Raw genomic sequence first — 16,397 nt, 5'->3', positions numbered from 1 at the left:
TAGTCTCCGTTTTCGTTTTTATAGATGATTATGAAAAAATTATTTGTTAGCCATAAGAGTTTCGTATTCTTCTTTTGAGCCAACAATAAGATTTTTATACTCTTTAAGTCCCGTACCTGCCGGAATTCTCTTTCCGATGATGACATTTTCTTTAAGTCCCATAAGGTCATCACTTTTAGCTTCGATGGCAGCTTGAGTAAGAACTTTTGTTGTTTCTTGGAAAGATGCAGCCGACAACCATGAGCTAACTTGCAACGAGGCACGAGTAATACCCTGTAGTATTTGCTGAGCTGTAGCAGGTTTAGCGTCGCGGGCAACAACAAGTTTCTTGTCTTTTCTTTTAAGTGCAGAGTTTTCGTCTCTCAACTTTCTGGAAGAAATAAGTTGTCCGGGTGATAAATCGCTGTCGCCAGCATCTTCAACGACTTTCATTCCAAAAATTGCATCGTTTTCGTCGTTGAAATCTATCTTGTTTACAACATCTTTTTCCAGGAATTTAGTATCACCTGCATCAATTACTTCAACTTTACGCATCATCTGTCTAACAATAACTTCAAAGTGCTTGTCGTTTATTTTTACTTGTTGCAAACGATAAACTTCTTGTGCTTCGTTAACGATGTGCTCTTGAACCTTCATAGGTCCTTGAATTGCAAGAATATCAGCCGGTGTAATAGCTCCCACCGAAAGTGGTGTTCCGGCTTTTACGTAGTCGTGTTCTTGAACAAGAATCTGTTTTGTAGTTGGTATCAGATAGCTGTACGATTCGGTACCCGATTTTGACGTAACTATAACTTCTCTGTTTCCACGTTTTAGTTTAGGACCGAATGATACAACACCGTCAATAGCTGAAACTTTAGCTTCGTCGGAAGGATTTCTAGCTTCAAAAAGCTCGGTAACTCTAGGTAAACCACCGGTAATGTCGGTCGATTTTCCGAATGAGCGAGGTATTTTAACCAATACGGTTCCCGGAACAATTTTAGCGTTTTCTTCTACCTGAAGGTGAGCTCCAACGGGAAGGTCGAAGGTTTTAATAACTTCGCCTATTTCGTCAACTATTTTAATACACGGGTTGTTAGCCCTAATTTTTGAATCGATAATAATTCTGTCTTGGAATCCGGTTTGCTCGTCGTGTTCAATTTTAACGGTAACGCCTTCTATAACATTTTCGAAGATAGCTTTACCATTGATATCTGAAAGTATAAGAGCATTATATGGATCCCAATCGGCAATTAAATCACCTTTTTTGACAGCATCGCCGGGTTTAAAATATAAGTGAGCCGAATACGGAATATGAGCCGAATGTATAGAAATATTCGTTTTTGGGTCAACAATACGCATTTCGGAGAAACGGCTAATAACAATGTTATAATCTTTAGGATCTTCGTCGTCGGATTTGATTTTGGGAACGCTTTTTAGTTCATCAATTTCAATAATACCATCGTATTTAGCAGTAACACTATAATTTGAAGCAATATTACCACCGGCAACACCTCCCATGTGGAATGTACGAAGTGTTAGCTGAGTACCGGGTTCACCAATTGATTGAGCAGCAATAACTCCAACAGCTTCGCCTTTTTGTACCATTCTTCCGGTAGCTAAGTTTCTGCCGTAGCAATATGTACAAACGCCGTGTTTCGATTCGCAGGTTAATACCGAACGAATTTCAACAGATTCAATAGGAGAGTTTTCAATAATTTGGCAAATTTTCTCGTCTAATTCTGTGTTGGCTGCAACAATCAATTCGCCTGTATTAGGATGGTAAATATCGTGCAAAGTAACACGTCCTAAAATACGGTCGTATAGGCTTTCAACCACTTCTTCATTTTTCTTAAGTGCCGAAATGGTCAATCCACGAAGTGTGCCACAGTCTTCTTCGGTAATAACTACGTCCTGAGCAACGTCGACTAAACGTCTGGTTAAGTAACCGGCGTCTGCAGTTTTTAATGCAGTATCAGCCAAACCTTTTCTGGCACCGTGTGTTGAAATAAAGTACTCAAGTACCGAAAGCCCTTCTTTAAAGTTCGATAAAATCGGGTTTTCAATAATTTCGTTTCCAACGCTTCCCGATTTTTGCGGTTTAGCCATCAATCCACGCATACCAGCTAACTGACGTATCTGTTCGCCCGAGCCTCTAGCTCCTGAATCAAGCATCATGTAAGCTGAATTAAAGCCCTGGTTGCTTTCAGAAAGTTCTCTAAGAACTGTTACAGCAAGACGATTATTTACGTGTGTCCACTCATCTATAATCTGATTTGTTCTTTCGTTGTGAGTAATAATACCAATTTTGTAACTTTCTTCAATTTCGTCAACTTTTTCGTTGGCACCTTCAATCATTTTAGCTTTTGCTTCAGGTATAATTATATCGCCTATATTGAAAGACAAACCACCTTCGAATGCCATTTTGAAACCAAGGTCTTTAATATCGTCTAAGAATTGTGCAGTTTTGGCTGTGCCTGTTTTTTTAAGCATATCGCCAATAATGCTACGTAGCGATTTTTTTGTAAGAAGTTCGTTGATATATCCAAATTCTTCTGGTACTACCTGATTGAAAATCACTCTACCAACTGTAGTTTCTATTAGATTTTCTTTTTGTGTTTCGACGTCTAGAATTTTAACTTTAATAACTGCGTGTAAATCAACAGCGCCTTCGTTGTGCGCAATAATAACTTCTTTTGGTGAATAAAATACTTTATTTTCACCTTTAACTGGTTTTTCAGGTATAGAAGCTCTGCTTTTGGTCATATAGTACAGCCCTAAAACCATATCCTGCGATGGAACAGTAATAGGAGCTCCGTTTGCAGGGTTTAGGATATTGTGCGACGAAAGCATGAGCATTTGAGCTTCGAGTATTGCAGCGTTGCCAAGTGGAAGGTGGACAGCCATTTGGTCACCGTCGAAGTCGGCGTTAAAAGCTGTACAAACTAGTGGGTGCAGTTGAATTGCTTTACCTTCTATAAGTTTGGGTTGAAATGCTTGAATACCAAGGCGGTGTAGGGTAGGGGCTCTGTTTAAAAGAACAGGGTGTCCTTTCATAATATTTTCTAGTATTTCCCATACTACCGGACTTTTTTTATCTACAATTTTTTTAGCTGTTTTAACGGTTTTAACAATACCGCGTTCCAACATTTTACGAATAATAAAAGGCTTGTAGAGTTCGGCAGCCATATCTTTGGGTAGACCGCATTCGTGTAGCTTGAGTTGAGGTCCAACAACAATAACCGAACGTCCCGAATAGTCAACCCTTTTTCCTAGCAGGTTCTGACGAAAACGTCCTTGTTTACCTTTAAGGCTATCGCTTAATGATTTTAACGGACGATTAGAGTCGGTTTTAACAGAACTTGTTTTCCTTGAGTTGTCGAAAAGAGAATCTACAGCTTCTTGCAACATACGTTTTTCGTTACGCATAATTACATCGGGAGCTTTTATTTCGATTAATCTTTTCAGACGGTTGTTTCTGATAATAACTCTTCTGTAAAGGTCGTTAAGGTCGCTTGTAGCAAAACGTCCGCCATCTAACGGAACAAGAGGTCTCAAATCAGGAGGAATAACAGGTACTACTTTTACCAACATCCATTCGGGACGGTTTTCTCTACCTTGTTGCGATTCTCTAAAAGATTCTATTACTTGTAGACGTTTTAGAGCATCTTGTTTTCTTTGTTGCGAAGTTTCGTTATTTGCTTTATCTCTGAGTTCGTACGATTCTTTGTCTAAGTCAATACGGCTTAGTAAGTCGTGTAGAGCTTCGCCACCCATTTTTGCAATAAATTTGTTTGGGTCTGAATCTTCTAGATACTGATTGTCTTTTGGGAGACGATCAATGTATTCGAAATAAGTTTGTTCATCAATAAAATCCAATGTTTTTAAGCCTTCTGCTTCAAAAACACCGGGTTGAATAACAACATAATTTTCGTAATATACAATAGATTCCAATCTTTTAGGTTTAATACCTAATAGCAAAGCCATTTTGTTTGGCAGAGACCTGAAATACCATATGTGAGCAACCGGCACCATAAGCTGCACGTGTCCCATTCTTTCTCTACGCACCTTTTTTTCAGTAACTTCTACGCCGCATCTATCGCATGTAATACCTTTGTATCTGATACGCTTATACTTTCCGCAATGGCATTCCCAGTCTTTTACAGGTCCGAATATCCTCTCACAAAAAAGTCCATCGCGTTCCGGTTTATAAGTCCTGTAGTTAATAGTTTCGGGCTTAGTAACTTCTCCGAACGAACGTTTCAGAATCGATTCGGGAGAAGCTAATTTTATTCTAATGCTATTGAAGTCGTATTGTGTGGTATTATCTTTTCTAAAAGCCATAATATATTTTTTTTCAATTATAACGGATAGTTAATTTGTGTAAAATAACATCTATTCAAATTCGATGTCAAGACATAGACCTCTAAGTTCATGAACGAGCACATTAAAGGATTCGGGGATGCCGGGTTCCGGCAAGGTATCGCCTTTAACAATTGCTTCATAAGCTTTTGCTCTTCCAACAACATCGTCGGATTTGACAGTAAGCACTTCTTGAAGGATATTTGCAGCTCCGAATGCTTCCAAAGCCCAAATTTCCATCTCACCAAAACGCTGACCACCAAATTGAGCTTTACCACCCAATGGTTGTTGTGTGATGAGTGAGTAAGGTCCGATAGAACGTGCGTGCATCTTATCATCAACAAGATGGTGCAGTTTTAGCATGTACATGTATCCAACGGTAGCAGGTTGGTCGAATTTTTCGCCTGTTCCGCCGTCTCTCAGATATACTGAACCGTTTTCGGGTAGGTTGGCTTTTTTCATCCAGCCGTTTATTTGTTCTAATGTAGCTCCGTCGAAGATAGGAGTTTTGAAGTATACGTTCAATTTCGATGCAGCCCATCCTAAAATTGTTTCATATATTTGTCCTAAATTCATACGCGATGGTACACCAAGAGGGTTCAAAACAATATCTACCGGTGTTCCATCTTCCAAAAACGGCATATCTTCTTCTCTAACTATACGCGCAACTATACCTTTATTTCCGTGGCGTCCAGCCATTTTATCTCCAACTTTTAGCTTACGTTTTTTGGCTATGTACACTTTTGCCATCTGAATAACTCCGTTTGGCAATTCATCTCCAACACTTGCCACAAATTTTTTGCGGTTGTATTGTCCTTGAATTTCTTTCGACTTGATTATGTAATTGTTTATCAGTCTCTTAATCAAATTGTTAGTGTTAGAATCATCAGTCCAACTGTTTGGATTTATTGTAAAATAATCTAACTGAAGTAATAGCTTTTGTGTAAATTTTACTTTTTTAGCAATCAGTTCGTTACCGAAATTATTGTACACACCCATTGATGTTTTTCCACTAACAAGCACGGTTAATTTATCGACAAGTTTTTGTTTCAAATCAGCCGAAAGTTTGTTGAATTCATTTTCAAGAGCGTTTAATACTTTCTTTTCTTCTTCCTTAGTTTTCTTGCTTTTGATAACTCTAGAAAATAGGTCTTTACCAATAACAACACCTTTCATTGCTGGTGGTGCTTTTAGCGAAGCATCTTTTACGTCGCCTGCTTTTTCGCCGAATATTGCTCTCAAAAGTTTTTCTTCGGGAGTTGGATCGGTTTCGCCTTTTGGTGTAATTTTTCCAATCAAGATGTCGCCTTCAACGACTTCGGCACCAATCCTTATCATACCCATGTCGTCTAAGTCTTTAGTAGCTTCTTGACTTACGTTGGGAATATCGTTAGTTAATTCTTCAACACCGCGTTTTGTATCTCTAACTTCTAATGTAAATTCTTCAATATGTATAGATGTAAAGATGTCTTCTTTAACAACTCTTTCGGAAATAACTATAGCATCTTCAAAATTGTAACCTTTCCAAGGCATGAAAGCTGTTCTTAGGTTTCTGCCTAAAGCCAATTCGCCGCCTTGCGTAGCGTAGCCTTCGCACAACACTTGTCCTTTTGTTACTTTATCGCCTTTGCGAACGATAGGACGAAGGTTTATACAAGTATTCTGGTTTGTACGTTTAAACTTTGTTAGGTTATAAGTTTTTTTGTCTTCATCAAAGCTGACAAGTCTTTCTTCTTCGGGTCTTGTGTATCTGATTTCAATTTTTGAAGAGTCAACATACTCAACAATACCGTCGCCTTCGGCGTTAATAAGTACGCGAGAGTCTTTTGCAACCAAATCTTCAATACCGGTTCCAATAAACGGACGTTCGGGATTTACCAAAGGTACAGCCTGACGCATCATGTTTGAACCCATCAATGCACGGTTAGCGTCGTCGTGTTCTAAGAATGGAATTAATGATGCAGCAATTGATGCAATTTGGTTTGGAGCTACGTCAATTAAGTCTATTTCGTCTTTAGTTTTAAGCGGGTAGTCGGCAAGGTATCTAACTTTAACTTTTGCATCAGTTAGTTCGCCGTCGTCGCTCATTTCAGTCGTAGCCTGTGCTATAACTTTGTTTTCTTCTTCTTCGGCTGAAAGGTAAATTGGTTCCGAATTATCTACTTTTCCGTTTACAACTTTTTTATACGGTGTTTCTATGAAACCTAATTTGTTAATTTTTGCGTAAACGCAAAGTGAAGAGATAAGACCAATGTTAGGACCTTCGGGAGTTTCGATAGTACAAAGTCTTCCGTAGTGGGTGTAGTGAACGTCTCTGACTTCAAAACCTGCTCTTTCTCTTGATAAACCACCGGGACCTAAAGCCGAAATTCTTCTCTTGTGAGCAATTTCGCTAAGCGGATTGGTTTGATCCATAAATTGCGAAAGCTGGTTGGTTCCGAAAAACGAGTTGATAACACTTGAAAGAGTTTTGGCGTTAATCAAATCCATTGGAGTAAAGACTTCGTTATCTCTAACGTTCATTCTCTCTCTAATTGTTCTTGCCATACGTGCAAGACCAACACCAAATTGGTTGTAAAGTTGTTCACCAACTGTTCTAACTCTACGATTACTTAAGTGGTCAATATCGTCGATTTCTCTTTTTTCGTTAATCATACCAACCAAGTATTTGATAATGGCTATCAAGTCTTCTTTGGTAAGGACTTTTGTTTCTATTGGAATGTTTAACGATAACTTTTTGTTGATTCTGTATCTTCCAACGTCACCTAAATCGTATCTCTTGTCGGAGAAGAAAAGTCTTTCAAAAACCGATCTGGCTGTTTCATCATCTGGCGGAGCTGCGTTTCGGAGTTGGAAATAAATAGCTTCCAAAGCTTGTTTAGCATTGTTGGAAGGGTCTTTTTCCAAAGAGTTGAAAATAACCGAATAATCCTGACCGTCAGCATCGTCGTTGTGAATTAAAACACTTTCGTTACCCGATGAAATAATTTTTTCTATAACGTCGTTATCTATAACGGTTTCTCTCTCTAAAATTGTTTCAAATCTGTCAACTGTTGACATTTCACCGGTATCTTCGTCAACAAAGTCTTCTTTCCACGATTTTTGAACTTTAGCAGCAAGTTTTCTGCCTATATATTTTTTTAATACCGTTTTTTTTGCTGAAACTTCTTCGGCAAGACCGAATATTTCAATAATATCTTTATCGGATTCGTAACCGATAGCTCTGAGTAGAGTAGTTACGGGTACTTTCTTTTTACGTTCGATGTAAGCGTACATCACGTTTTGCACGTCGGTGGTAAATTCCATCCAAGAACCTCTAAAGGGTATAATTCTGGCAGAATAAAGAACTTTGCCGCTTGTATGGTAATTTGTACCGAAGAAAACGCCCGGCGAACGGTGCAATTGCGAAACTATTACTCTTTCGGCTCCATTAATAATAAATGTTCCTTTTGGAGTCATGTAGGGTATCATTCCTAAATAGACATCTTGAATAATTGTTTCAAAATCTTCGTGTTCGGTATCGTTACACGAAAGTTTTAATCGTGCTTTAAGGGGAACAGAGTAGGATAGACCCCTTGATAAACATTCATCAATAGTATAACGAGGCGGGTCGATGTAATAGTCTAAAAATTCCAAATTAAAGTTGTTTCTGGAATCGGTAATTGGGAAGTTTTCAGAAAACACCTTATATAATCCCTCGTTTTCTCTATTGTCGGGGTTGGTTTCTAACTGGAAAAAATCTTGAAAAGATTTTAATTGTACATCAAGAAAGTCAGGATATTCTGCTTTTATTTTAGATGTACCGAAGTTGATGCGTTCAGTTTTTTTTGTGGCCACGTTTTGAAAATTAAATTAAATAAATGAGTAAAATATATTGCTTAAAAATATAGGAAACATCTGCTCCAATTTTCGTGTTTGAGCAGATGTTTCAGACCTAGCGGTACAAATCATTTATTTACTTAACTTCAACTTCTGCACCTGCTTCTTCAAGTTGTTTTCTAAGCGCTTCGGCTTCGTCTTTGCTAACCCCTTCTTTAATAGCTTTTGGAGCTGCGTCAACTAATTCTTTTGCTTCTTTAAGACCTAAACTTGTAAGTTCTTTAACAAGTTTTACTACGGCTAATTTAGCTTGTCCTGGCGCTTTCAATACTACGTCGAATGAAGTTTTTTCTTCAACTGCTGCTTCTGCGCCACCTGCTGCACCTGCCATTACAACTGGAGCTGCTGCTGCCGGCTCAATTCCGTATTCGTCTTTTAAAATTTGTGCTAATTCGTTTACTTCTTTTACTGTTAAGTTAACTAATTTTTCTGCGAAAGCTTTTAGATCTTCCATTGTGTTATAATTTTTTTTGGTTTAATACTAATTGAATTGTTTTGTAGATTTTTTGTGTTTATTTATTCCGGACGTTCTGATAAAGTTTTTAAAACACCGGCTATTGTTTGACCTCCTGATTGAAGTGCTGAAATAACATTCTTTACAGGTGATTGTAGTAATGCAATAACGTCGGCAATAAGCTCGTTTTTAGATTTCAATGCCACTAAGTTATCCAATTCGTGATCGCCAATGTATGTTACTTCTTCAACAAAAGCACCTTTTATTAAGGGTCTGTCGCTACTTCTCCTAAACTCTTTTATAAGTTGGGCTGGAGTATTTGCTTGTTCGGCAAACATTATAGCTGATTGTCCTTTTAGTACTGTGTACATATCGCCATAGTCTTTGCCCGAATTTTCCATTGCCTTTCGGAGTAGGGTATTCTTAACAACAATCAATTTTACGTCTTTTCTAAAACATAATCTACGAAGTTCATTTGTTTTTGCAACATTTAATCCTGATATATCGGTGATATACAAGTAGTTTTGATTTTTCAACTCTTCGGTTAAAGTTGCAATTAATTGATTTTTATCTTCTTTTCTCATGATTGTATTATTTAGTACTAAGTACTTACTAATAATTAGACTTTAATTGATTTTTCGTCAATACGAATTCCGGGGCTCATTGTACTCGACATGTATATGCTTCTGATGTAAGTTCCTTTTGCAGCAGCAGGTTTCAATTTAATAATTGTATTGATTAATTCTCTTGCATTGTCTGCTATTTTCTCTTTCGAGAACGAAACTTTTCCAATAGAGGCGTGGATTATACCATACTTATCAACTTTAAAGTCGATTTTACCGGCTTTTACTTCTTCAACAGCTTTTCCAACATCCATAGTAACTGTTCCGGTTTTAGGGTTTGGCATCAATCCTCTAGGACCTAAAATTCGTCCTAATGCACCTACTTTTGGCATTACACTTGGCATAGTAATAATTACATCAACATCTGTCCAACCGCCTTTTATTTTTTCAATATACTCATCTAATCCAACGTAGTCGGCATTAGCATCTTTTGCTTCCTGCTCTTTGTCGGGAGTACATAAAACCAATACGCGTACGGTTTTACCTGTTCCGTGCGGAAGGGTAACTATACCACGTACCATTTGGTTGGCTTTTCTCGGGTCTACACCCAAACGTACATCTAAATCAACAGATGAATCGAATTTGGTTGTAGTTATTTCCTTTACAATTCTTGATGCATCATCGAGCGAGTAAACGGCATTTTTGTCGTATTTTGCTAAAGCCTGTTTAGTATTTTTTGTTAGTGTTGCCATTTTACTGTTTGTTTATTTTTGGTAATAAAACATATTTTAACGTAATCCTATCATGGGTTTATACATCAGCAGGAAATTCACCTTTAACCGTTATTCCCATGCTACGTGCTGTACCTGCAACTAGTTGCATTGCCGATTTAACTGTAAAACAATTTAAGTCTTCCATTTTATTTTCGGCTATTGCTTTAACTTGATCCCAGGTTACAGAAGCAATTTTTTTACGGTTTGGTTCGGGCGAACCTCCTTTTTGTTTAGACATCTCCAAAAGCTGAACAGAAACAGGCGGAGCCTTTAGGATGAAATCAAATGATTTATCCCTATACACGGTTATAATAACCGGAATAACTTTGCCTGCTTTGTCTTGCGTTCTGGCGTTAAACTGCTTGCAAAATTCCATAATATTAACCCCTTTAGAACCCAAGGCAGGACCTATTGGAGGTGCAGGATTTGCTGCTCCTCCTCTTATTTGGAGTTTTATTAATCCAGAAATTTCTTTTGCCATTTTGTCTTTTTATTAAAGGATTATTGTTTTGTTGGTAACTAATTATGATTGTTTCATAACCTGTGTAAACGATAACTCAAGCAATGTACGGCGTTCAAATATTTTTATCATCACCTTTAACTTCTTTTTGTCTTCGTTTATTTCTTCAATTGTTCCTGTAAAACTATTGAAGGGTCCGTCAATCACCGTAACAGATTCGCCAACAATGTACGGGATATTAAGTTCTTCGTCGGCTTCGCTAAGTTCGTCGGCTTTACCTAAAATACGGTTTACTTCCGATTGTCTCAGCGGTTCGGGCTTATCTTTAGAACCTAAAAATCCAATAACGCCGGGTAAATTGGTAATAATATGCGGAACCTCGCCAGTTAGTATAGCCTCAATAAGAATATAGCCGGGCAAATAATTTCTTTCCTTGCTAACTTTTTTCCCATTTCGTACTGTAAAAACTTTTTCGGTTGGTATTAATACTCTAGAAACTAAATGCTCAATACCCAAGGCTTTAACTTCTTTTTCAATATAAGTTTTAACCTTAGATTCCTGACCACTTATAGCCCTAACCACATACCAATTTTTTTCCGGATCGCTCATTACTTGTTAGTTTGAATTGATTAGTTACAATAAAATACCAAGTACTTCATTTTATGAACTAACTATCAGAGAATAGTGTTTTAGAATAATGAATAATATTGTTCGAGCAATAATTCAAATGATTGATCCATTAAAAACACTATCAGAGCAATTATCAAGGAAGCTATTGATACGACAATTGCACTGTTTTGCAGTTCACTCCATGTTGGCCATGAAACTTTATTTACAAGTTCGTTATAACTATCTTTAACGTACTCTACAAATTTGTTTTTCTTTTTTGCCATTGTATTGATATTTTTTGCACGGGTGGAAGGAGTCGAACCCTCAACCTACGGTTTTGGAGACCGCCACTCTACCAATTGAGCTACACCCGTTTATTAACCATTATGAATAGCAGGAGCAACTCCTGCTATTCATAAGTTACATTAATTAATTAGGACAATATATTTGCATGTATTATGCAACAAGAATTAGTCTAAAATTTCAGTTACTTGTCCTGCACCAACTGTTCTACCACCTTCGCGGATAGCAAAACGTAGGTTCATGTTCATAGCAATTTCCGCTACTAATTCTACAGTTATTGTCAAGTTATCGCCAGGCATAACCATTTGTACACCTTCTGGTAGGTGAATTTCACCGGTTACGTCAGTTGTTCTGAAGTAAAACTGAGGACGGTATTTGTTTTTAAACGGGGTGTGACGTCCACCTTCTTCTTTTTTTAAGATATATACTTCAGCTTTGAATTTTTTGTGAGGTTTAATCGAACCTGGTTTGGCAATAACCATACCACGTCTGATTTCGTCTTTATCTATACCTCTAAGTAGTAATCCTGCGTTGTCTCCAGCTTCACCTTCGTCAAGAAGTTTTCTAAACATTTCAACACCTGTACATACTGATTTAAGTTTTTCAGCACCCATACCAATAATTTCAACAGGGTCGCCAACGTGGATAACGCCAGATTCAATACGTCCGGTAGCTACTGTACCACGACCTGTAATTGAGAATACGTCCTCAATAGGCATCAAGAAGTCTTTATCTTTTGCTCTAAGTGGTAGAGGAATGTACTCGTCAACAGCTTTCATAAGCTCCATGATTTTTTCTACCCATTGTGGTTCGTTGTTCAATCCACCCAATGCCGAGCCCTGAACAACAGGTGCGTTGTCGCCGTCGAAACCGTAGAATGAAAGTAGGTCACGAATTTCCATTTCAACAAGTTCTAACAATTCTGGGTCGTCAACCAAGTCTACTTTGTTCATAAAAACAACCAAGCGAGGTACACCAACCTGACGTGCAAGTAGGATATGTTCACGTGTTTGAGGCATAGGACCATCAGTTGCAGCAACAACTAATATAGCTCCGTCCATTTGTGCAGCACCGGTAACCATGTTTTTAACGTAGTCGGCGTGTCCGGGGCAGTCAACGTGAGCGTAGTGCCTATTTTCTGTTTCATATTCTACGTGCGAAGTATTAATAGTAATACCACGTTCTTTTTCTTCGGGAGCGTTGTCAATCGAATCGAAAGACCTTTTTTCCGATAAACCTGCGTTTGCTAATACAGTAGTAATAGCAGCAGTTAGGGTTGTTTTACCGTGGTCAATATGTCCAATAGTACCAATATTGACGTGTGGTTTCGAGCGTTCAAATTTTTCTTTTGCCATTTTAATTAATGTTTAGTAATTTTTATTTGTTATTATAAGTATTTCGATAATATAATTATTATTTGCTTTTGTTTCGTTGTAGAGCCTTTGGCGAGAATTGAACTCGCGACCCCTTCCTTACCAAGGAAGTGCTCTACCCCTGAGCTACAAAGGCAAATACTTGAGCGGAAGACGGGGCTCGAACCCGCCACCTATAGCTTGGAAGGCTATCGCTCTACCAAATGAGCTACTTCCGCCTGCTGTGTTGTTTTACCGTGGGGAGAGAAGGATTCGAACCTTCGAAGGCTTAGCCAACAGATTTACAGTCTGCCCCATTTGACCGCTTTGGTACCTCCCCGTTAAATATTACTTAATTTAATATTACAAAGAACTTTTTCAGTTGAGCCGATGGAGGGACTCGAACCCCCGACCGGCTGATTACAAATCAGCTGCTCTACCAACTGAGCTACATCGGCTTTTGCTGTTATCGCTGTTTAAACATTATTTTTGTGAAAAAATTTAGTCTAAAAAACGAAGTTGCAAAAGTAATTCTTTTGTTTCAAATAACAAAATATTTTTCGCTTTTTTTATTCTCCTTTTAATTTATTTTTATGCTTTGTTAGCTGTCTCTTTAGAGCATCAACGGATTTGTCAATCGACTCTTCAAAAGTTTTACTTTGTTTTTTTACGTATAAATCGTTGCCGGGTATAATTAATCTGATTTCAGCAATTTTATTTTCGTTAGTTTGGGTGTTTGCTATTTTTAGCGATACATCAGCTCCAATAACTCCGTTGTAATAGTTTGCTAATTTTTCAACTTTATTTTGAATGAAAACTTCTAACTTTTGGTCTGTTTTAAAGTGAAGGGAATTTATTTTAATATCCATAATGCTTTTATTTTTATGCTCGTGGATGAGCTTGTTTATGTATTGATTTTAGTTTATCTATCGTGTTGTGTGTATATATTTGTGTAGCAGCCAATGACGAATGTCCTAACAGTTCTTTAATTGCATTTATGTCGGCATCGTCGTTTAGCAATTGTGTTGCAAATGTGTGTCGTAGCACGTGAGGACTTAATTTGCTATTGGTTGCTACTTTAGTTAGCTGACTATGAACAACATTATGTATTGCCTTGTCGTATATCGGCTTTCCTTTTATAGTTAACAAAAGTGAATCGTTTTCGCAAAAATTCGGCAATTGAGAAACAAATTTTCTTCGTTGTTCAATATAGTTATTAAGTTCACTGATAAGGTTTTCGCCAATAGGTATAATTCTTTGTTTATTTCTTTTTCCCACGACCGTAATAGTTTTCTTATCAAAAGAAATATCGGTTGTTTTCAGATTTTTAAGTTCGGCTCTTCTTATTCCGGTGGCGTAGAGTAGAGTAACAATAATACGGTCTCTGCTATCAATGTAATTGTCCGCCTTTGGTAACAAATCTAAAAGCTTTGTGGTTTGCTCTGTTGTTAAAAAGGTAGGCAAAGTTTCGCCAGTTTTTGGAGCAACAATTTTTGCAGCCGGATTATATTTGATATGCTTTTTTTGTTGACAGTATCTGTAAAATGCTCTTACCGACGAAAGTTTGCGTTTTATACTAATTGCCGAAATTTCCGAATCGACCAAAGCAGCAACCCACGAACGCACCATTTGATGGTCAACTTCAAGAATATCTGTGCCTTCGTAAGTATCGTTTATGTATTTGTTAAATGCCTCAATATCATTACTGTACGCATAAACGGTGTGTTCCGAATATCGTTTTTCGTAAGTCAAGTAATTATTGAATGCATTTAATAACATATTTCATAAAAAAAGAAGTTATTCCTATACTTTATTGATAAACATTAAAAATGAAAACAAAATAACATTTCAGCTTGTACAGAAATAACTTCTACTTAGTAAAGATTACCGATTAGTTTTCTTCTTCGTGCTGAAGTCGTTGCACGTAAATAGCTTTTTTACGGTCTTCTCTTTTCTTTACAGATGGTTTTACGAAAGCCTGACGGCGACGCAATTCCTTAAGAGTACCTGTTTTTTCAAACTTACGTTTCAACTTCTTCAAGGCTCTATCAATGTTTTCGCCTTCTTTCACGGGTACAATAATCATACTAATACATCCTTTCTATAAGGTTAATAAAAAATTTAATTGAGTTGCAAAATTAATTATTTTTTATTAATTAATAACATGATTATTATAAATTTGTATTTTTTAATAAAAAAACATCAACGAAATATTATAAAAAAGACGAAAAACAGGTATGAAATTTCACTTTAGTATTTTATTTGCAGCAGCTATTATTTTTTTTACAAGTATCTCATGCAAAAGGACATCAAAGGTTGAAGAAGTTGAAAGCGTGGAAATGTATGGTATTTGTGTAGATTCGTTAAATGTTATTCAGGATAATATTAAGGAAGGCGAATTTTTGGGCACTATTTTGGGGAAATATATTTCTGCCAATGAAATTGATAAATTGGTAAGAAAAACTTCGGACGTTATGAATCCGAGAGATATTAGGATTGGAAATCCATATTGTATTATTTTGGATAAAGATTCTGTTTTAAAATATTTTGTTTACGAAAAAAATGCAGTCGATTACGTTTTATGGAGTTTTTCTGACAGTATTACTGCTGTTTTGGAACAGAAAAACGTAATTAGGATTTTTAGAACTATTGAAGGTGAAATTACCAGTTCGTTATGGAATAGTATTATTGAATTGAACGCATCACCTGTGGTGGCTGTTGAACTTTCGGATATTTATGCCTGGAAAATTGATTTTTTTGGTATTCAGCCAAACGATGCGTTTAAGGTAGTTTTTGAAGAAATGTATGTAGATACTTCGTTCATAGGGATAGGTAAGATTGTTGCTTGTAATTTTCTGCATGATAATAAAAACTATTATGCATTCAGATTTCAACCCGATAGTTTATCTGTTCCCGAATATTATAACGAAAGTGGAGAAAATTTGCGAACAGCATTTTTAAAGGCTCCGCTGAAATATAGTCGCATTAGCTCAAAATTTTCGCACAGCAGATTACATCCAATACTAAGGATTAGACGCCCGCATCACGGTGTTGATTATGCTGCACCACAAGGAACGCCTGTTCATAGTATAGGCTCAGGAAAGGTTATTTCAGCCGGTTACGATCGTGGGGCAGGGTATATTGTTAAAATTGAACATAATAGCACGTACACTACGGCTTATCTTCATTTAAGAAATTTTGCCAAAGGCATTAAAAAAGGAAAACGAGTTGCTCAGGGCGAAGTTATTGGATATGTTGGAAGTACCGGATTATCTACAGGTCCGCATTTGGATTTTAGAGTTTATAAAAACGGAAAACCAATAGACCCTTTAAAATTAGAATCGCCGCCGGCTCCCCCGGTAAAAGAAGAGTTTATGCCTTTATATACAAGTTTGGTCGATTCTATAAAACCTATGGTTGAATTTAAGGATTTGTTGCCGTAAGGTTTAAGTAATCTATATTGACTTTTATTGTTGTCAGATACTTTAACTATTAGCTGTTGGCTGTTAGCTGTTAGCTGTTGGCTGTTACGTGTTGCGTGTTACGTGTTGCGTGTTACGTGTTACGTGTTACGTGTTACGTGTTACGGGTTACGGGTTACGGGATAGTTCTGAGTTTCGAGTATAAATACTACTAACTCTTAATTCCTAACTCCTGACTCCTGAC

Annotated in this window: 13 protein-coding genes and 5 tRNA genes; 1 reads left to right on the top strand and 17 read right to left on the bottom strand. The window is 37.1% G+C overall.

Annotated elements, in window-relative coordinates:
• Positions 1–39 precede the first annotated feature (39 nt).
• From rpoC to rpsU, 17 genes are all read right to left on the bottom strand, one after another.
• On the bottom strand, positions 40–4,320 hold the full coding sequence (gene rpoC, locus PHP31_02770; GenBank protein ID MDD3738197.1) for a DNA-directed RNA polymerase subunit beta': 4,281 nt from the start codon (positions 4,318–4,320) through the stop codon (positions 40–42).
• Between the two features lie 51 nt (positions 4,321–4,371).
• Entirely contained in the window at positions 4,372–8,175 is a 3,804-nt protein-coding gene (rpoB, locus tag PHP31_02765) for a DNA-directed RNA polymerase subunit beta (protein ID MDD3738196.1), read from the bottom strand.
• 118 nt (positions 8,176–8,293) lie between these two features.
• Positions 8,294–8,671, bottom strand: a complete 378-nt coding sequence (rplL, locus tag PHP31_02760; GenBank protein ID MDD3738195.1) for a 50S ribosomal protein L7/L12 — start codon at positions 8,669–8,671, stop codon at positions 8,294–8,296.
• Positions 8,672–8,733: 62 nt separating this feature from the next.
• On the bottom strand, positions 8,734–9,255 hold the full coding sequence (gene rplJ / locus PHP31_02755) for a 50S ribosomal protein L10 (protein MDD3738194.1): 522 nt from the start codon (positions 9,253–9,255) through the stop codon (positions 8,734–8,736).
• A 35-nt stretch (positions 9,256–9,290) separates the two neighbouring features.
• A complete protein-coding gene (gene rplA / locus PHP31_02750; protein ID MDD3738193.1) occupies positions 9,291–9,986 on the bottom strand; it encodes a 50S ribosomal protein L1 in 696 nt (231 codons plus the stop codon).
• A gap of 58 nt (positions 9,987–10,044) precedes the next feature.
• Positions 10,045–10,488, bottom strand: a complete 444-nt coding sequence (gene rplK / locus PHP31_02745; protein ID MDD3738192.1) for a 50S ribosomal protein L11 — start codon at positions 10,486–10,488, stop codon at positions 10,045–10,047.
• A gap of 42 nt (positions 10,489–10,530) precedes the next feature.
• The gene (gene nusG / locus PHP31_02740) at positions 10,531–11,076 is read right to left on the bottom strand and encodes a transcription termination/antitermination protein NusG (protein ID MDD3738191.1); all 546 of its coding nucleotides are present in this window, start codon (positions 11,074–11,076) and stop codon (positions 10,531–10,533) included.
• 80 nt (positions 11,077–11,156) lie between these two features.
• Positions 11,157–11,360: a preprotein translocase subunit SecE gene (gene secE / locus PHP31_02735; protein ID MDD3738190.1), complete on the bottom strand. Its 204-nt coding sequence runs from the start codon at positions 11,358–11,360 to the stop codon at positions 11,157–11,159.
• Positions 11,361–11,377: 17 nt separating this feature from the next.
• A tRNA-Trp gene (locus PHP31_02730) sits at positions 11,378–11,450 on the bottom strand.
• A gap of 96 nt (positions 11,451–11,546) precedes the next feature.
• Entirely contained in the window at positions 11,547–12,734 is a 1,188-nt protein-coding gene (gene tuf / locus PHP31_02725) for an elongation factor Tu (protein ID MDD3738189.1), read from the bottom strand.
• A gap of 82 nt (positions 12,735–12,816) precedes the next feature.
• Positions 12,817–12,888 (bottom strand) — tRNA-Thr (locus tag PHP31_02720).
• Between the two features lie 9 nt (positions 12,889–12,897).
• Positions 12,898–12,970 (bottom strand) — tRNA-Gly (locus PHP31_02715).
• Positions 12,971–12,989: 19 nt separating this feature from the next.
• Positions 12,990–13,071: transfer RNA gene (locus tag PHP31_02710), tRNA-Tyr, on the bottom strand.
• Between the two features lie 45 nt (positions 13,072–13,116).
• A tRNA-Thr gene (locus tag PHP31_02705) sits at positions 13,117–13,189 on the bottom strand.
• Positions 13,190–13,300: 111 nt separating this feature from the next.
• Positions 13,301–13,600: a ribosome-associated translation inhibitor RaiA gene (raiA, locus tag PHP31_02700; protein MDD3738188.1), complete on the bottom strand. Its 300-nt coding sequence runs from the start codon at positions 13,598–13,600 to the stop codon at positions 13,301–13,303.
• 13 nt (positions 13,601–13,613) lie between these two features.
• On the bottom strand, positions 13,614–14,510 hold the full coding sequence (locus tag PHP31_02695) for a tyrosine-type recombinase/integrase (GenBank protein ID MDD3738187.1): 897 nt from the start codon (positions 14,508–14,510) through the stop codon (positions 13,614–13,616).
• Between the two features lie 112 nt (positions 14,511–14,622).
• Positions 14,623–14,817: a 30S ribosomal protein S21 gene (gene rpsU / locus PHP31_02690; protein MDD3738186.1), complete on the bottom strand. Its 195-nt coding sequence runs from the start codon at positions 14,815–14,817 to the stop codon at positions 14,623–14,625.
• Between the two features lie 151 nt (positions 14,818–14,968).
• Here rpsU and PHP31_02685 point away from each other — a divergent pair, with 151 nt between their 5' ends.
• A complete protein-coding gene (locus tag PHP31_02685; protein ID MDD3738185.1) occupies positions 14,969–16,174 on the top strand; it encodes a peptidoglycan DD-metalloendopeptidase family protein in 1,206 nt (401 codons plus the stop codon).
• The last annotated feature ends 223 nt before the right edge of the window (positions 16,175–16,397 follow it).

The organism is Lentimicrobiaceae bacterium (genome assembly GCA_028697555.1).
Classification (GTDB): Bacteria; Bacteroidota; Bacteroidia; order Bacteroidales; family UBA4417; genus UBA4417.
Note: the sequence above shows the minus strand (reverse complement) of the source record. Positions and strands in the feature narration are given on the sequence as shown.